This is a genomic window from Streptomyces sp. NPDC006997 (assembly GCF_040635175.1).
In the GTDB taxonomy this organism is placed as follows: Bacteria; Actinomycetota; Actinomycetes; order Streptomycetales; family Streptomycetaceae; genus Streptomyces.
This window is the reverse complement of the sequence record NZ_JBEYHH010000014.1, coordinates 1-16,681: the sequence shown is the minus strand read 5'-3', so window position 1 is coordinate 16,681 and position 16,681 is coordinate 1. Positions and strand designations below refer to the sequence as shown.

13 protein-coding genes and 1 pseudogene are annotated in these 16,681 nt (G+C 71.5%); 5 read left to right on the top strand and 9 right to left on the bottom strand.

The annotated features are described in order from the left end of the window. Positions 1 to 20 precede the first annotated feature (20 nt). Complete coding sequence (locus ABZ659_RS15775; RefSeq protein ID WP_360219091.1) at positions 21 to 1,856, bottom strand: LuxR family transcriptional regulator; 1,836 nt, start codon at positions 1,854 to 1,856, stop codon at positions 21 to 23. Positions 1,857 to 1,972: 116 nt separating this feature from the next. Between ABZ659_RS15775 and ABZ659_RS15770 the strand changes: the two genes are divergently transcribed. Then, positions 1,973 to 3,058 carry a M12 family metallopeptidase gene (locus ABZ659_RS15770; protein WP_360219088.1) on the top strand — a complete coding sequence of 362 codons (1,086 nt, stop codon included), beginning with the start codon at positions 1,973 to 1,975 and terminating at the stop codon, positions 3,056 to 3,058. 119 nt (positions 3,059 to 3,177) lie between these two features. Here ABZ659_RS15770 and katG read toward each other — a convergent pair whose 3' ends face one another. From katG to ABZ659_RS15755, 3 genes are all read right to left on the bottom strand, one after another. Further along, positions 3,178 to 5,394 carry a catalase/peroxidase HPI gene (gene katG, locus ABZ659_RS15765; protein ID WP_360219085.1) on the bottom strand — a complete coding sequence of 739 codons (2,217 nt, stop codon included), beginning with the start codon at positions 5,392 to 5,394 and terminating at the stop codon, positions 3,178 to 3,180. A gap of 38 nt (positions 5,395 to 5,432) precedes the next feature. Then, positions 5,433 to 5,888: a Fur family transcriptional regulator gene (locus ABZ659_RS15760; protein WP_360219082.1), complete on the bottom strand. Its 456-nt coding sequence runs from the start codon at positions 5,886 to 5,888 to the stop codon at positions 5,433 to 5,435. Between the two features lie 156 nt (positions 5,889 to 6,044). Then, positions 6,045 to 6,947 carry an SDR family NAD(P)-dependent oxidoreductase gene (locus ABZ659_RS15755; RefSeq protein WP_360219079.1) on the bottom strand — a complete coding sequence of 301 codons (903 nt, stop codon included), beginning with the start codon at positions 6,945 to 6,947 and terminating at the stop codon, positions 6,045 to 6,047. A 100-nt stretch (positions 6,948 to 7,047) separates the two neighbouring features. Between ABZ659_RS15755 and ABZ659_RS15750 the strand changes: the two genes are divergently transcribed. Continuing rightward, positions 7,048 to 7,713, top strand: a complete 666-nt coding sequence (locus tag ABZ659_RS15750; protein WP_360219077.1) for a TetR family transcriptional regulator — start codon at positions 7,048 to 7,050, stop codon at positions 7,711 to 7,713. 191 nt (positions 7,714 to 7,904) lie between these two features. Further along, positions 7,905 to 9,551: a ricin-type beta-trefoil lectin domain protein gene (locus ABZ659_RS15745; RefSeq protein WP_360219074.1), complete on the top strand. Its 1,647-nt coding sequence runs from the start codon at positions 7,905 to 7,907 to the stop codon at positions 9,549 to 9,551. Between the two features lie 95 nt (positions 9,552 to 9,646). Here ABZ659_RS15745 and ABZ659_RS15740 read toward each other — a convergent pair whose 3' ends face one another. Further along, positions 9,647 to 10,372, bottom strand: a complete 726-nt coding sequence (locus tag ABZ659_RS15740) for an NAD(P)H oxidoreductase (protein ID WP_360219544.1) — start codon at positions 10,370 to 10,372, stop codon at positions 9,647 to 9,649. A 59-nt stretch (positions 10,373 to 10,431) separates the two neighbouring features. Here ABZ659_RS15740 and ABZ659_RS15735 point away from each other — a divergent pair, with 59 nt between their 5' ends. After that, the gene (locus ABZ659_RS15735; RefSeq protein ID WP_360219071.1) at positions 10,432 to 11,373 is read left to right on the top strand and encodes an AraC family transcriptional regulator; all 942 of its coding nucleotides are present in this window, start codon (positions 10,432 to 10,434) and stop codon (positions 11,371 to 11,373) included. A 467-nt stretch (positions 11,374 to 11,840) separates the two neighbouring features. Here the strand turns inward: ABZ659_RS15735 and ABZ659_RS15730 are convergent, their stop codons facing one another. Together ABZ659_RS15730 and ABZ659_RS15725 are read right to left on the bottom strand one after the other, a co-directional pair. Continuing rightward, positions 11,841 to 12,167, bottom strand: coding sequence for an antibiotic biosynthesis monooxygenase family protein (locus ABZ659_RS15730; protein WP_360219068.1), 327 nt, complete (start codon positions 12,165 to 12,167; stop codon positions 11,841 to 11,843). A 2-nt stretch (positions 12,168 to 12,169) separates the two neighbouring features. Continuing rightward, the gene (locus ABZ659_RS15725) at positions 12,170 to 12,556 is read right to left on the bottom strand and encodes a VOC family protein (RefSeq protein ID WP_360219065.1); all 387 of its coding nucleotides are present in this window, start codon (positions 12,554 to 12,556) and stop codon (positions 12,170 to 12,172) included. Positions 12,557 to 12,619: 63 nt separating this feature from the next. Between ABZ659_RS15725 and ABZ659_RS15720 the strand changes: the two genes are divergently transcribed. After that, positions 12,620 to 13,588, top strand: a complete 969-nt coding sequence (locus tag ABZ659_RS15720; RefSeq protein ID WP_360219062.1) for a YafY family protein — start codon at positions 12,620 to 12,622, stop codon at positions 13,586 to 13,588. Positions 13,589 to 13,684: 96 nt separating this feature from the next. On the opposite strand, the gene ABZ659_RS15715 is transcribed toward ABZ659_RS15720, so the two are convergent. Both ABZ659_RS15715 and ABZ659_RS15710 read right to left on the bottom strand, forming a co-directional pair. After that, the gene (locus ABZ659_RS15715) at positions 13,685 to 15,457 is read right to left on the bottom strand and encodes an endo-1,4-beta-xylanase (protein ID WP_360219059.1); all 1,773 of its coding nucleotides are present in this window, start codon (positions 15,455 to 15,457) and stop codon (positions 13,685 to 13,687) included. A gap of 820 nt (positions 15,458 to 16,277) precedes the next feature. Next, a pseudogene (locus ABZ659_RS15710) lies at positions 16,278 to 16,681 on the bottom strand (hypothetical protein); the annotation flags it as partial.

Sequence of the window (16,681 nt, the reverse complement as noted above, 5' to 3'; positions counted from 1 at the left end):
GCGCCGAACCCGGCAGACGCTCACGCGCTCAACCCCACCGCCCCACTCAACTCCCCCCGGTCACTCGCCCCCAACCGCGCGTACGCGCTGTACAGATGGTTCCCCACCGTCCGCACGGACAGGGTCAGCCGCTCAGCGATCTGCCGGTTGCTGAGCCCCGCCGCGGCCAGCGTCACGATCTGCCGCTGACGCGCCGTCAACTCCCCCAGCACCAGCCCCGCCAGCGCGGGCGTCCGCGCCCCCTGGCACCGCCGCGCCAGCGAGACCGCCCGCGTCCGTGAGGTGCGAGCCGCCCGCGGCTCCCCGTGCACGCCCGCCGCCTGCGCGTACGCCTCCGCCGCGAACAGCAGGAAGCCCCGCTCCTCCAGCGCCCGCGCCGCCCGGTCCAGCGCGGCCCCGTCCCGCCGGGCGAGCGCGTAGGCGTGGTCGGCGAGGACGCCGACGGGCAGCTCCCCGGCCCGCTCGGGCGCGCCGAGGCGTACGGCGTCGTACCGGTCGTAGGCGGCCTCGTCCTCCAGGGCTGCCACCGCGCCCTGGACGTCCCCCCGCGCGGCGGCGGCCCAGGCCGCGGCCCGCCGATTGGCGATCATGCGCTCGGCGGTCCCGAGGTCGCCGCTCTGCGCGGCGGCCAGCGCGAGCTCGCCGCGGCAGTCGCGGTCGTCGGGTGCGTACCGCAGCCCCTGGCGCGCCCACGCGGCGGCCTCCCGCAGCTCGCCGCGCAGCCGCGCGAACCGGGCGCGCACGGCGGCGTACCCGGCCGGTATCGCGATGCCCTCGGCCGCGAGCCACTCCCCCACCGGGGTGGCCAGCGGCCGTACGTCGGCGAGTTCGACGTGCCGGAGCAGGGTGGCCGCCTCGGCGGCGAGGGCGGGCCCACAGCGGCCGGGGGCGCCGGTGAGGCGGCGGGCGCGCAGGGTGCCCGCACAGGCACGCAGGACGGGGCCGTGCAGGGGGTGGGCGAGGCGTACGGCGGAGTCGGGCACGCCGTCGGGGAGGTCGTCGACCCGGATCAGCCCCCCGGCCTCAAGGCGTTCGAGGACGCGCAGGTCGAGGCTGTCGAGGTCGACCGGCAGGGGTTCGGCGAAGGCGAGGCGGTCGAGGACCTCGCGCTCGTGGGCGTCGGTGCGCTCCAGGACCTCGGCGGTGCGCTCGCGCAGGGCGGCGGTGACCGGGACGGGGCCGCGCCAGGTCCGCTCGCCGGTGTCGGGGTGCGGGGTGAACAGGCCGCGTTCACGCAGCGCGCCCACCAGGTCGCGCAGCAGGCGCAGGTCGCCCTGGGCGAGGCGGTGCAGCCGGTTGGCGGTGAGCGGCTCCAGGGGGCCGTCCGCGCCCGCGGCGGCGAGGTGCACGGTGTCCTCGCGGGGCAGCGGCTCCAGGGTGAGGCGGGGCAGCAGCTCGCCGGTCCACAGCCGGGACACGGCGCTGGGCACCGGGGCGCCGTCCGTGGCGATGACGAGCAGCCGGGTGCGGGCCTGGACGGCGAGCTGGTGGACGAGGGCGGCGGAGGCGTCGTCGAGGAGGTGGGCGTCGTCGACGACGAGCAGCCTGCGCCCGGAGAGCAGGTGCACCGCGCGGTGCAGGGTGGCCCGCTCCGGCAGCAGGTGCGCGAACGCGGCGTAGGGCACCTCGCGGGTCGCGGGGGTCCCGGCGGCCCGCGCCCAGTCGGTGCCGCGGACGGCTTCGGCGACCAGCCTCGTCTTGCCGCAGCCCGCGGGTCCGGTGATCACGGTGCCGGGGCGTCCGGCGGCCAGGGAGCGGCGTACGGCGTCGAGTTCCTCCTCGCGGCCGGTGAACGGCCAGGGCAGTTCCAGGGTGGTCGCGCCGCCGTCGGAGGCCGTGTCCCGTGCGGACGTCATGTCCCGTGCGAAAGTCATCACGACAGCAGGAGCCGGGTTACTCAGTTCTGATACAGGGCGACTTGAGTAGCCTTCGACTCAGGCGTACGGGGTGACCGCCCCGCCAGTCTTGGCGCATGTCCGGACGCTACTGCTCCCTCGCGCAGGCGTCGGCTCCCGTGTTCGCCCCGGGGCTGACCGCCGAGCGGCGCGGTGCGCTGCTGCGCGGGCACCGGATGTGGGTCAACGGGACGGTCCTGCACTACTGCTTCCTCGACCGGGACACCGACGCCTCGGTGATCACGGTGCCGGGTTCCGGGGAGACCCGGAGGGTGTCGTGGGCGGGCGCCAAGGAGCAGCGGGACGTGGTGCGGGAGTGCTTCGCGGAGTGGCGGGGCCTGGGGATCGGCCTGTCGTTCACGGAGGTGGCCGACCGGTCGGAGGCGGAACTGCGGATCGGGTTCCAGTGCGGCGGCGGGTCCTGGTCGGCCGTCGGCAAGGACGCCCTGCGGTGGGGCGCCGGTGAGCGCACCATGAACTTCGGGTGGGACCTGACGGCCCCCGGGGCGCGTGCCACGGCGCTGCACGAGATCGGGCACGCGTTGGGCATGGTGCACGAGCACCAGAGCCCGTTCGCGGGGATCCACTGGGACGACGAGGCGGTCTACGCGGAGCTGGCGGGTCCACCGAACTTCTTCAGCCGGGAGCGGACGCTCGTCAACGTGCTGCGCAAGCTGGACGCGGACGAGGCCAACGGCTCCGCCTGGGACCCGCTGTCGATCATGGAGTTCCCGTTCTCGCCGGGGCTGGTCCTGGAGCCGGAGCAGTTCCGCGCGGGTCTGCACCCGCCGGGCACGCTCTCGCCGCTGGACAAGGAGTTCGTGCTCCGCTGGTACCCGCCGCTCGCCCCGTCGCAGCCGACCGCGCTGGTGCCGTTCCGTTCGGCGCCGCTGCGGCTGGCCTCCGGGGAGCAGGCGGACTTCCTCCTCGAACCGCCGGAGACGCGTGAGTACGCGGTGGGGGTCTTCGGCGACGCCGACACCGTCGTGGTGCTCTTCGAGGAGCGGGACGGCGAGCCCCGCTACCTCGCCGGTCAGGACGACGGCGGCACCGACCGCAACGCCACCGTCAGGGCCCGGCTCGTCAAGGGCCGCCGCTACTTCGTCCGTGTGCGCCCGTACTCCGGCTGGGGTTCGGGGGAGACGGCCGTCATGTGCTGGTGACAGCGCACGACGGCCGCGCCGCACGGGCGCCTGGACCATAGTCCGGCACCGGGGGAGCGGCCGAGACTCGTCTCCTTCGGGGGAGGGAGGCGAGTCTCGGCCACGCCACTGGGGGACGGTCAGACCAGGTCGAACCGGTCCAGGTTCATGACCTTGTCCCAGGCGGCGACGAAGTCGGTCACGAACTTCTCCCCGGCGTCGTCGCTCGCGTAGACCTCGGCGAGCGCGCGCAGCTCGGAGTTGGAGCCGAAGACCAGGTCGGCGCGGGTGCCGGTCCACTTGACCTCTCCGGTGGCCGCGTCCCGGCCCTCGAAGGTGGTCTGGTCCGCGGAGGTGCCCTTCCACTGGACGCCCAGGTCGAGCAGGTTGACGAAGAAGTCGTTCGTCAGCTTGCCCGGGTTCTCGGTGAGGACGCCGAGCTTGGAGCCGTCGTAGGTGGCGCCCAGCACGCGCAGGCCACCGACCAGGACGGTCAGCTCGGGGGCGCTCAGGGTGAGCAGGTTGGCGCGGTCGAGCAGCAGGTACTCGGCCGGGAGGCGGTTGCCCTTGCCGTAGTAGTTACGGAAGCCGTCGGCGGCGGGCTCCAGGGCGGCGAAGGACTCGGCGTCGGTGTGCTCGTCCGTCGCGTCGACCCGGCCCGGGGTGAACGGCACCTCGATGTCGTACCCGGCGTCCTTGGCGGCCTTCTCGACACCGGCGCAGCCGCCGAGGACGATCAGGTCGGCGAGGGAGACCTTCTTGGCGCCGGAGTTGAACTCCCGCTGGACGCCCTCCAGGACGCGCAGCACGGAGGCCAGCTCGTCGGGGTTGTTGACCTCCCAGCCGCGCTGCGGCTCCAGGCGGACCCGGGCGCCGTTGGCGCCGCCGCGCTTGTCGCTGCCGCGGAAGGTGGACGCGGACGCCCAGGCGGTGGTGACGAGCTGGGCGACGGTCAGGCCGGAGTCGAGGAGCTTCGCCTTGAGGGCGGCGACGTCGGCGGCGCCGATGACCTCGCCCTCGGCCTCGGGCAGCGGGTCCTGCCACAGCAGGGTCTCGGCGGGCACCTCCGGGCCGAGGTACTGCGACTTCGGGCCCATGTCGCGGTGGGTCAGCTTGAACCAGGCGCGGGCGAAGGCGTCCGCGAACTGGTCGGGGTTCTCGTAGAAGCGGCGCGAGATGGGCTCGTAGACCGGGTCGAAGCGCAGCGACAGGTCGGTGGTGAGCATCGTCGGGCGGTGCTTCTTCGACGGGTCGTGGGCGTCGGGGACGGTCTCCGGGGCGTCCTTGGCGATCCACTGCTTCGCGCCCGCCGGGGACTCGGTCAGCTCGTACTCGTACTCGAAGAGGTTCTTGAAGAACCCGTTGCTCCACTGGGTGGGCGTGTTGGTCCAGGTGACCTCCAGGCCGGAGGTGATGGTGTCGCCGCCCTTGCCGGTGCCGAAGGTGTTCTTCCAGCCCAGGCCCTGCTCCTCCATGGAGGCGGCCTCGGGGTCGTCGCCGACGTGGTCGGCGGGGCCCGCGCCGTGGGTCTTGCCGAAGGTGTGGCCACCGGCGATGAGGGCGACGGTCTCCTCGTCGTTCATCGCCATGCGGCGGAACGTCTCACGGATGTCGCGGGCGGCGGCCAGCGGGTCCGGGTTGCCGTTGGGGCCCTCCGGGTTGACGTAGATCAGGCCCATCTGGACGGCGCCGAGCGGGTTCTCCAGCTCGCGGTCGCCGGAGTAGCGCTGGTCGTCGAGCCAGGTGGTCTCGGGACCCCAGTAGACGTCCTCCTCCGGCTCCCAGACGTCCTCGCGGCCACCGGCGAAGCCGAAGGTCTCGAAGCCCATGTTCTCCAGGGCGACGTTGCCCGCGAGGATCATCAGGTCGGCCCAGGAGATGTTCTGGCCGTACTTCTTCTTCACCGGCCACAGCAGGCGGCGGGCCTTGTCGAGGTTGGCGTTGTCCGGCCAGCTGTTGAGCGGGGCGAACCGCTGCTGACCGGCACCGGCGCCGCCGCGGCCGTCGCTGATGCGGTAGGTGCCCGCGCTGTGCCAGGCCATCCGGATGATGAGGGGGCCGTAGTGGCCGAAGTCGGCGGGCCACCAGTCCTGGGAGGTGGTGAGCACCTCGGCGATGTCCTGCTTGACGGCGGCCAGGTCGAGGGACTGGAAGGCCGCCGCGTAGTCGAACTTCTCACCGAGCGGGTTGGCCACGGCCGGGTTCTTGGCGAGGATCTTCAGGTTGAGCCGCTCCGGCCACCACTGGCGGTTTCCGCCGCCCTGAGTCGGGTGCGCGGCGCGTCCGTGCGCGACCGGGCAGCCGCCTGCGCCCTCCGCCTTGGGGTCGGTGACGATGGCATCAGGGTTCTCGGCCATGGGGTGAATCCTTCCGGAACTTGGACTGAACGACATGCTCAGGCACTGCGGGTGGTGGAACAGTCGGGGCACAGGCCCCAGTAGATGACCTCGGCCTCGTCGACCGTGAAGCCGTGGTCGTCGGCGGCGGTGAGACAGGGCGCCTCGCCGACCGCGCAGTCGACGTCGACGACGGTGCCGCAGGACCGGCACACCAGGTGGTGGTGGTTGTCCCCGACCCGTCCCTCGTAGCGCGCCGGACTGCCGGGCGGCTCGATACGGCGCACCAGACCGGCCGCGGCGAGCGCGTGCAGCGCCTCGTACACCGCCTGGACGGAGACCTGGCCGACCCGCTCGCGCACACCGGCGGCTATGGCGTCCACGCCGAGGTGGTCTCCGGCGCGGACGGTCTCCAGGAGGGCGACGCGCGCGGACGTCACCCGCAGCCCGGCGCCGCGCAGGGCGTCGGCGGGGCTCGGGGTGCGCGGGGCGCTCGGAGTCCGAGGTGCGGTCATGCCACAGAACCTACCGCCTCAAACATGAATGATTCAAGAAAAGGATTGAGTCCAAGTCTGGGGTTCGTCAGGGACGCGTCAGACAGACGCCGGGTGCCAGGCGGGACTTTCGCCACGTGCCCCGGGGCCGAGACCCCTCCTGGTGAAGGCGCAGGCTCACCCCACGGGGAACGTCACCCCGGTGAGTTCCTCGGAGACGGTCCACAGGCGCCGCTGGACGTCCTGGTCGTGGGAGGCGGCGCTGGAAGTGACCAGTTTCGGGTAACCCCGTACCTCACCCAGGCCGCCGGGGCCGTAGTACTGGCCGCCGGTGACGGCCGGGTCGGTGGCGGCGCGCAGGGTGGGCAGGGCACCCTTCTCGGCCTTCTGGGTGAGCAGCGGCGCGAGCCGGGTGACGGGCACACGGAGCGCGGCGGGCGAGTTGCGGATGAGTTCGGTGTTGGACACACCGGGGTGGGCGGCCACCGCGACGGTGGTGCCGTGCGGTGCCAGCCGCCGCTGGAGTTCGTACGTGAACATCAGGTTGGCGAGCTTGGCCTGGCCGTAGGCGGCGACGCGGCTGTACGAGCGCTCCCCGTGCAGGTCGTCGAAGTGGATGGCGGCCCGGATGCGGTGGCCGACGCTGCTGACCGTGACGACGCGGGAACCGGGGACGGGCAGGAGCCGGTCCAGCAGCAGGCCGGTGAGGGCGAAGTGACCGAGGTGATTGGTGCCGAACTGGAGTTCGAAGCCATCGGCGGTGACCTGTCGCGGGGTGTACATCACGCCCGCGTTGTTGACCAGCAGGTCGATGCGCGGATGGGCCGCGCGCAGGTCGGCCGCCGCGGACCGGACCGAGGCCAGCGAGGCCAGGTCGAGGGCCTGGACGGTGACGTCGCCGGCGAGGCGGGCAGCCGCCCGCTTGCCCTTCTCGACGTCACGGACGGCCAGGACCACCGACGCCCCGCGCGCGGCGAGCATCCGCGCGGTCTCGAAGCCGAGCCCGGTGTTGGCGCCGGTCACGACCGCCACCCGGCCGCGCTGGTCGGGAATGTGCTGTTCGGTCCAGTTCCCCGCCATGACACCCTCCTAAAGAACCATCGGTCTGTTACATGTGCCAACATAAGAGACCGGTGGTCCGCTGTCAAGGGACCGGCGGTCTTTAAGGTAGGCTGGGAGCGTGACATTCCAGCGGGCGCGCAGTGAGGAGCAGCGGGAGATCCGCCGACGGGCGATCCTGGACACGGCGGCGGCGATGCTCGACGAGATGCCGGTGGCCGAGGTGAGCCTCAACGAACTCAGCCGACGGGTGGGCCTGGCCAAGTCGAACGTCCTGCGGTACTTCGAGTCGCGCGAGGCGGTCCTGCTCGAACTGCTGGACGTCTTCCTGGAACGCTGGCTCACCGAACTGGCCGACGAGCTGGCCGCGGGCATCGAGGCGCAGGCGACGCCGGAGGTGCGGGCGGACCAGCTGGCCGAGGTGCTCAGCCGGTCACTGGCGGAGCGGGTGGTGCTCTGCGACCTCTTCGGCGCGCAGGGCGGCGTCCTGGAACACAACGTCTCGGTCGAAGTGGTCAAGCGGCACAAGCGGGCCTCCCTCACCCAGCTCGCGGCCATGTCCGAGCTGCTGCTCCGGCACGTCCCCGAACTCGGCTCCCAGGCACAGCTGTTCTCCCTGATCAGCCTGGTCTCGGCGGGCGCCCTCTCGACGTACGTCCCACCCCCGCCCAGCCTCCTCGCCGCCTACGCGGACGAGCCCGCGCTCGGCGTGTACAACCTGGAGCTGCGCGAGGCCCTGCGGATCTCCTTCACCTCGACGCTCCTGGGCGTACTCCCCCGCACCTGAGCCGTCCGGTCGGCCGGGCGGCGACGAGCGACCCGATCGCCGCGGCGCGGACCCGTGCGACCGGGGGTGTTGACACGAACGGTCGCCTCTCTAGTATCCGTGGTGCACCGCACTTTCCGAACGTCGACCGAAATTTCGAACTCCCCCCTGCTCCTCTCCACCCCCCTCTCTTCCCTGCCAAAGGAGTCCCGGTGCCCCGACGTTCAGGCGGACGACTGTTCCGCCTCCTCACGGCCGCCGTGCTGGCGGTGGCCGCGTCCGTGACGGCATCAGCGCAGTCCACCGCCACGGCCGCGCCGGGCAGTCCGGCGCTCACCCCACCGCTGGGGTGGAACAGCTGGAACAGCTTCGGGTGCGGGATCACCGAGGCCCAGGTCCGCCAGGCCGCCGACGCGATGGTGTCCTCGGGTATGCGGGACGCCGGCTACCGGTACGTGGTGGTCGACGACTGCTGGTTCGACCCGCAGCGTGACGCGCAGGGCAACCTGCGGGCCAACCCGACGAAGTTCCCGAGCGGGATGAAGGCCCTCGGGGACTACATCCACGGCAAGGGCCTGAAGTTCGGCATCTACCAGGTGCCGGGCGAACGCACCTGCGCGCAGACCGTGGGAACCTACCCGGGCGCCACGGGCAGCAGGGGCCACGAGGCCCAGGACGCCGCCACGTTCGCCTCGTGGGGGGTCGACTACCTCAAGTACGACTGGTGTTCCTCAAGCGGCACGCGTGACGAGCAGGTCGCGCGGTTCACGCTGATGCGCGACGCCCTGCGCGCCACCGGTCGGCCGATCGTCTACAGCATCAACCCCAACAGCTTCCACGCCATCACGGGATCCACGTACGACTGGGGCGAGGTCGCCGACCTGTGGCGGACCACCGAGGACCTGCTCGACATCTGGCAGAACGGCAACACCAACAGCTATCCGATGGGCGTCGGCAACGTCCTGGACGTCAACGCGCCGCTGGCCGCGCAGTCCGGGCCGGGGCACTGGAACGACCCCGACATGCTGGTCGTCGGCCGCCCCGGCCTGTCGCTGACCGAGTCCCGCACCCACTTCACCCTGTGGGCGCTGATGAGTGCCCCGCTGATGGCTGGCAACGACATCCGCACGATGTCCGCCGACGTCAGCGCGATCCTGCGCAACCCGCGCCTGCTGGCGGTCAACCAGGACTCCCTGGGCGCGGGCGGACGCCGGGTGCGCGACGACGGCAACACCGAGGTGTTCGCCAAGCCCCTGGCCGACGGGTCGGTCGCGGTGGGGCTGCTCAACCGGGGCGGGAGCGCGGCGACGGTCACCACGACCGCCGCCCAGATCGGCCTGGGCGGCGGGCCGTTCACCCTCACCGACCTGTGGACCGGCGGCACGTCGAGCACGTCCGGGCAGATCTCGGCGAGCGTCCCCGCGCACGGTGTCGCCGCGTACCGGGTGAGCGGCGGCAGTCCGCTGGCCGCCACCACCTCACGCCTGCGGGGCACCGCCTCCGGCCGCTGCGTCGACGTGGACAACGCCTCCACCGCCGCCGGTGCCGCGACCCTGCTGTGGGACTGCCACACGGCCGCCAACCAGCTCTGGACCACCTGGGCGAACGGCGAGATCCGCGTCTACGGCGACAAGTGCCTCGACGCCTACGACCAGGGCACCGCCAACGGCACCCGGGTCATCACCTGGCCCTGCAACGGCCAGGACAACCAGAAGTGGACCCTCGGCTCCGACGGCTCGATCCGCAGCGTCCACTCCGGCCTGTGCCTCGACGCCAGCGGCGCCAGCACCGCCAACGGCACGCGGCTGGTGCTGTGGACCTGCAACGGCCAGACCAACCAGAAGTGGACCCGCGCGTAAGCGCGAGCCCGCAGGGATGTCCAGGGGCCGGGATCGGATTACTCCGAACCCGGCCCTGACCTGCGACTGCCTCCAGCCGGAGCCTGTGCCCGCCCTCAGACCGCCGCCAGTTCCGCGGCGAGGAACTCCTCCACGGCCTCCCGCGCGCGGCGGTCGAACTCGGCGTACCGCGCCTCGCGCTCCGCTCCCGCCACCGCGTCGCCGACCAGCAGGTTGCCCTCGGCGTCGATGCGCTGCGGGCGCTCCTCGGCGTCGGGGAGCAGGGCGACGGAGGAGGAGGAGAACCCGCAGTAGTAGGCGATGCCCTCGCTCAGGTTGGTCTCCAGCACCGCCCGCATCCCCTCGGTGACGGGGTCGTCGGACGTGGCACCGGCCAGACCGAGCCACAACATGCGCTTGCCCGCGAGGCGGGGCTCGCTGCGGCCGTACGCGAACCCGTAGTTCCATACGCGATCGATCCAGCCCTTGAGGAGGGCGGGGACGCTCTGCCAGTACACTGGGAACACGGCGACGACGACGTCGGCGTCGAGAACGCGCCGCATATGGGCCTGGACTTCGTCCGAGTACGGCTTCTCGCGGTCGCCCCAGTCCGGCTGGTCCGCCACGTTCATCCGCGGGTCGAACCCCTCGGCGTGCAGGTCGAGCAGGTCGACGCGGTACCCCGCGGTCTCGAGTCGCGCGACGGTACGGCGGGCGGTGTGAGCGGTGAGGGAGTCGGGGCGGTGGTGCGCGATGACCACGAGGGCGGTCCTGGCGGCGCTGCTGGGGTGTGGCACGACTTCTCCTGGCAGGTGTGGGTCAGTCCGACCAGCCCAGTACAGCCGTGATCCGTTAGACGATCCATAGGGGAAGCGCTCCATCGCATAGGAATGCGTCTACGATGGCGCCCGTGGATCCTTTGAGTGCCCTGCTCAGTGGCATCCGGGCCGAGGGCTCGGTCGTCAGCCACGCCGTGCTGGAAGCGCCCTGGAGCATCCGCTTCGTCGACGACGCCCCGCTCACGATGGTCAGCGTGCTGCGGGGCGGTGGCACGCTGCTGCTGTCCGACGGCTCGGAACAAGCGGTCGGCGTCGGCGACACGGCTCTCGTGCGCGGCCCCGACACGTTCCACCTCGCGGACCAGGCGGCCACCCTCGACCGCCCCCACAGCGAGTACGAGATCGCGTGCTTCACAGGGGACGCCGAATGCACGGCCCAAGACCTCGGCGGCATCCGCTGGGGCAGCAAACCGGACGGAACAACCGCACTGATCGTGGGCGCGTACCGCGCCGCGGGCCACCGCCACGAACGGCTGCTCCGCGCGTTGCCACCCGTACTCGTGATCAACGAGGACACTGAGGTCTGCGCCTGGCTGGAGGCGGCCGCCGCCGACGCCGCCCTGCGCTCTCCCGGTTCCCAGGCCCTGATGGACCGGCTGCTGGACTGGGCCTTGGTGTGCACGCTGCGTTCCTGGTTCGACCAGGCAGGCCCGGAAGCCCCCGACTGGTATCGCGGCATGACCGACAGGATCCTCGCCCCCGCCCTCGAAGCGTTCCACACCCAGCCCTCCAGGAGATGGACGGTGGAGGCGCTGGCCGCCGAGTCCGGTGTCTCCCGAGCGCTGTTCGCCAGACACTTCACCAAGGTGATGGGTCACCCACCACTGGCCTACCTCACCGAATGCCGCATGGACGAGGCCGAGGCGCTCCTGTCCGACACCGACTCCTCCCTCGCCCAGGTCGCCAAGTCCGTCGGCTACGCCGACGCCTTCGGCTTCAGCGCCGCCTTCAAACGCCACCGGGGCATGAGCCCCAGCACCTTCCGCGCCCACACCACGCCCTGAGGGGCTGTGGCGGCTCATCCCTCGGTGTCGGTGATCGCTGATTCGCGGTACCAGTGCCGCGGCAGGCAGCGCTTGCCCGTCAGGGCGCGGCGTCCGGTGCGTGCTCTCGTGGTGCCGGCCGGAAGCCCTCGTACTGGTCGTACGGGGGCCTCCGCACGTGGATCAAGGCAGGATCACGGGATCCGGTGCCGCTCAGCGCCGTAGCCGGATTGTGAGGGACTGGCTGAATGGATGTCGTCAGCACCGGCACCTGACACACGACAAGAACGGCGACAGCTCTCGTCGGCTCGGCGCGGCGCCTCGGCACGCAGCCGCTCGGGCTCGCGGCCTCGCCGGACGTCACCCCTGGCCTCCGGCTGACGTCGACTCGGGTCGTGCGGACCCAGGTCCACCCGCGCAGCGGTCATACGCGCCCCGACCGCGGGACTGACCTACGAGCAGGCCACTTCTGCGGCCAGGGGCGTCCGTCAGGGCTGGCCGCCGATGGTGGGGAGGCCCACTCCGCCCAGGACGGCCAGGTCCGTGCGCTGTGGTGGAGACGACAACAGCGCGAGAACGTCAGCCGGGTCGGGACCGCCGGCGCGCGACGGAGCGTCGAGGGCTGCCCGCGCACTGGCCTCGTCCCGCCAGACCTCGGTGACATGCACCGTGTCCGGATCGGCCGCGTCCTGGCTGATCAGGTAGATCCCGCAGCCGGGGAAGCCCCGCAGGCCGTCGGCCACCCCCAGCAGGACGGCGGCGAGTTCGCCGCCTCTGCCCGGATGCGCGGTCAGGGTCATCAGTCTGCCGATCACGGTCAGACCAGAGTGGTGATGCAGAACGGGTGGCCCGCGGGGTCCAACAGGACCCGCCACCGGTCGGGTTGGGGCTGGGCCGACGGCTCGACAGCTCCCAGGGACAGGAGGTGGGCCTGCGCTGACTCGAGGTCGTCGACGCCCAGTTCGATGTGGGCCTGCTTCTCCTGGGAGGGGTCCGGCCAGGTGGGACGCCGGTAGTCGGCGAGCCGGTTGAACCCCAGGCCGGCCGATCCCTCCCGGCCGAGCAGGACGAAGTCGTCGCTGGAGTAGGCCACGGGCAGGCCGAGGACATCGCCGTAGAAGCGGGCCAGCTCGGCGGGGTCCGGGCAGTCGAACGTGACGGCCGCGTAGCGGAACGCGGGCGTGGAGGGGGTTCCAGTGCTCATGGAGAGGAGGTTATGACGGGACCAGGACAGATTCGGTCCTGGTCGTGCGGGACACTTCGAGACGTGATCAGCGCCTCCGCCCGTCTGCTACGACTGATATCCCTGCTGTCCGCACGGCCGTCGTGGACCTGCGGCGAACTGGCCGACCAGATGGAGGTCACCGAGCGCACGGTGCGGCGGGACATCGCCAAGCTCCGGGAACTCGGCTACGGGGTCGAGTCCGACCCGGGGCCGTGGGGCGGATACCGCCTCCGCCCCGGAGCCCGGGTGCCGCCCCTGGTCCTCGACGACGAAGAGGCACTCGCCGTGGCGGTCGGGCTGCGCGAGGCCGCGCTCAGCGGTGTCCTCGGCGGCGACCAAGCCGCGCTGTCCGCCCTGCTGAAACTGCGTCAGGTGCTGCCACGCCAGATCGCGGACCGGCTCAGCGGGATGGACGCCGCCCTGGTGCACACCCCCAGGCCGGACGAGCCGCAGATCGCGTCCGGCGTGCTGCTGGAACTGGCCGGTGCGTGCCGCAGGGGCGAGCGCAGCCGTCTGTCGTACCGCGATCGAGAAGGGAGAGCCACGGTCCGGGACGTCGATCCCTACCGCCTGGTCCACACCGGACGCCGCTGGTACTTCGTCGCCCGGGACGTGGCGAAGGGCGAGTGGCGGACGTTCCGGGCCGACAGGGTCGGGCGGTTGCAGCCGACCGGGCGCCCGGTGGACATCGTCGACCCACCCGACCCGGCGCTGCTCGTCTCCCGCTCCATCGCCACCGGTGCCTACCCGCTCTACGTCACCATCCGCCTCCCCCTGCCCATGCGGCAGGCGCGTCGGCTGATCCCGGCGACCGTCGGCACCCACCGCTCCGAGGGCGGCGACGCCACGATCGTCGTCATCGGCGGCCCCGACGCGGACGGACTCGCCAGGTACCTCCTCAGTCTGGCGACACCCTTGCGCGTCCTGGCACCGGACGACGTACGGGCAGCGCTGCTGCGCCGTACCCGGGAGCTGTACGAGGACAACGTGGACGGTCAGCCCCGGGCCTAGCTTCGACTGCATGGTCTCCAGCGGATAACCCGCGACTACGTGTCCCCAGCACTGGATGACGACCGGCCCACCCCCGAGAGATCGCACCTTGGTTCCTCACGCCTCGTCAAAGGCTTCGAGCAGGCGCTCGTACGCCAGCTTCGGCCGCAGGGCCGCGTCCCACGGCAGGGAGTCGGCCGTGCGCGGAGGATAGATCTGGGTGTCGGCGGTGGAACCGTACCGGTCGGTGAGTCCCCAGGTGGAGAACGATGTGCAGTTCGGCTCCTCCAGGCAGACCCGCAGCTTGCCCGCCATCTCATCAGCCTGCGTCTGTCGCCCGTCCTCCTCGTCCTCACCTATGAGGACGTCCATCTCCGACACCCGCGCCTGGACCCCGAGCTCCGCCAGATCCCGCACATGGCCGCGGAAGGTCTCCGGGTCGGTGCGGTCGCCGGGCGCGTACTCATGGTTCTGGAAACCCACGCCGTCGATCGGTACGCCCCGCTCCTTGAGCCGCTTGACCAGGTCGTAAAGGGCGTCCCACCGCTCGCCTTCCTCCTCGATGCCGTACTCGTTGAGGAACAGCCGTGCCTTCGGATCAGCCCGGTGGGCGGCCCTGAACGCCTCGTCGATGTACTCCTCCCCCATGGCCCCGAACCACGGGCTCTGCTCGGAGCGCAGACCGAGATCCCCGTTGGTGTAGCTCTTCTCGTCGTCGGACATGGGCTCGTTGACCACGTCCCATTCCGCGACCTGTCCCCTGAAGTGCCCGGCGACCACGGCGATGTGCCGGAGCATGGTCCGGCGCACCTCCTCGGGGTCGTCGTTCTCCCGCATCCAGTGGGGCAGGGCCTCGTGCCAGACGAGGGTGTGCGCGTGCACCTTCATGTCGTTCGCGCGGGCGAAGCGTACGAGGAGGTCCGCGTCGCCGAAGTCGTAGACGCCCCGGCGTGGGTGGAGGAACTGTGGCTTGAACGCGTTCTCCGGAGTGAGCATGGAGAACTGGCTCCCCGCGAGCGCCCGGTAGCGTGAGTCGGTGAGCAGCGGGTTCTCGGCCAGGGCGGCGCCGATGTCGAACGGCCGCCCCACGTCTGCGGCCCGCGCACGCAGCGAGTCCTCGGACTGCTCCTGGTGTAGCCGCGGCGCCTTGATCACGCGGAGCGAGTCACCGCTCTCCGCCCGCGCGACCAGCTGCGTCAGACGCCATCCCTCGCGGCGCTCGTCCTCGCCCGCGTCCGCCTCCGCCTCCGCCTCCGCCTCCGCCTCCGCCTCCAGACCGAACCAGACAGTGCCCTCGGCGAACACCCCCGGGTCCCGCACGGTTCCCAGCCGCCGCCCGTCGGCCTTCACGCGGAAGGTGTCACCGATGCTCGACACGGCGAGCGTCACCGTCCCGGAGCAGCCGCAGTCGAATGCCTCGGAGGTGGCTGGGTCGTCGCCCTCGCCGTCCCATATCTGTACCTTCACTCGTCCGTCGGCGGTCACGCCGACGCGGAGTGAAGGCCCCTCCTGCCGCCACTCGTCGTAGATGACCGGTACCCGTCCGTACAGCCGCAGCCATGAGTCGCCGTCGCCGTCACCCACACCGGACATGCGCGCGGTGACGGTGAAGTCGCCCTCGGACCTGAGATGCGGGCCGGCCAGGTTCAGCGGGGGGTTGGGCTGGCCGCCGGAGGAGTCCTGCTCCACGATGTGCCGATCCAGTGCGCTGACCCGCAGGACGTCGCTCCGCCCGGTGGTGCCCGGCATCTGCGTCCAGTCGTGGTTGCGCAGCAGGTCTTCGTCGTTTCCGCCGCCCGCGCCTTCGCCCCGCCCTGTGCACCCGGCCGCCACCGCCATGATGAGCGCCACGGCGGTCAGTCGCTGCCACGTCCCCCCACCCAGGTCCACGGTTTCTCCCACTCCCTTGTCCGAGACGAGACCAACGTCTCGAAACCGGGCCACAGTTCATCACATATGCGGTACGGCGGCCTCGTGTGGCACGTCCCAGCTCGTGTGGCGGAGCGCGCCCCGATCGTGGCTGCCCGCGCGGAGGGCGCAGCGAGCCGCGCGGCCGGGCCGCCACAAGCAGAACTGGTACTCACCGGGGGTGGCGCCCGTCCCGGCTGGTACGAGGGAGGGGAGAGGCAGGGTGGTCATGCTCCGGCCGGGGAGCGAGGAGCAGTCAACAGATCACGGCCGCCGGAGCGGCACTCTCCGCGCACCCACGCCCACTGCCGAGCCCGATCGTCGTGACCGGCTGGACCCGGTCAAGGACGCCGGTCCCCAACTGGCCCGCAAGAATGATCAAGGGCCGGGTTCGGATGGCTCCGATCCCGGCCCTGACCTGCGACTGTCTCCAGTCGGGACGACAGGATTTGAACCTGCGACCCCTTGACCTCCAGGAGTAGAGGTCATCCCTTTTGTCCACACATACAGCTAGAAATCAGGGAGCATGGCGCGCGGCGACGTGCGTGCCGTTCAGGTGGGCGGACACCGTGTGGTCCCCAACTGGTCCCCATAGCGTTCTGCATGATGTCTCGGCAACGGCCCCACGCCTCGGGGACCAGGTGGCCGTAGATGTCCACGGTGGTCTTGATCGACTTGCGTCTGAGCCAGTGGGAGACCTCGTGGGTCGGCACGCCATCTGCCAGCACGGTCGAGGTTCGTCCCGGATTTCGAATTCCGCGACGGCCCGGAAGGTGCGGCGGAAGCTCATGGCTCCGGGTCCTCAAGCGAGGCTGTCAGGAAGGGTGATGTCGCCGCTGAAGACGCCGCGGTTGTCTTCCCGGACGTCTTGCCGGTAGGTGATCTGCTGCCCCTGGTAGGGGATGGCGAAGCCGAAGGAGAGCCGGTGGGACTTGATCCGGTAGGAGTCCCCGTCCAGCACGAGCACATCGGCGAGGCGGGTCAGCGTGATCTCGCTGTCGGCCGCGGTGACTCCGCCCTCGCGCAACTGCTCGACGGTCGGCCGCGCTTCACGTACGGCTTGGGCGAGCGCGGGCCGGTCGTCGGAGAGCTTCCCGGACGAGACCTCGACGCGCAGGGTGATGTCACCACCGTCGCGAGCGACGTCGATGCGCTCACCGCCGTCCGCGTAGGCCCGGAACACGTCGAGGGCGTCAACGGGATCCT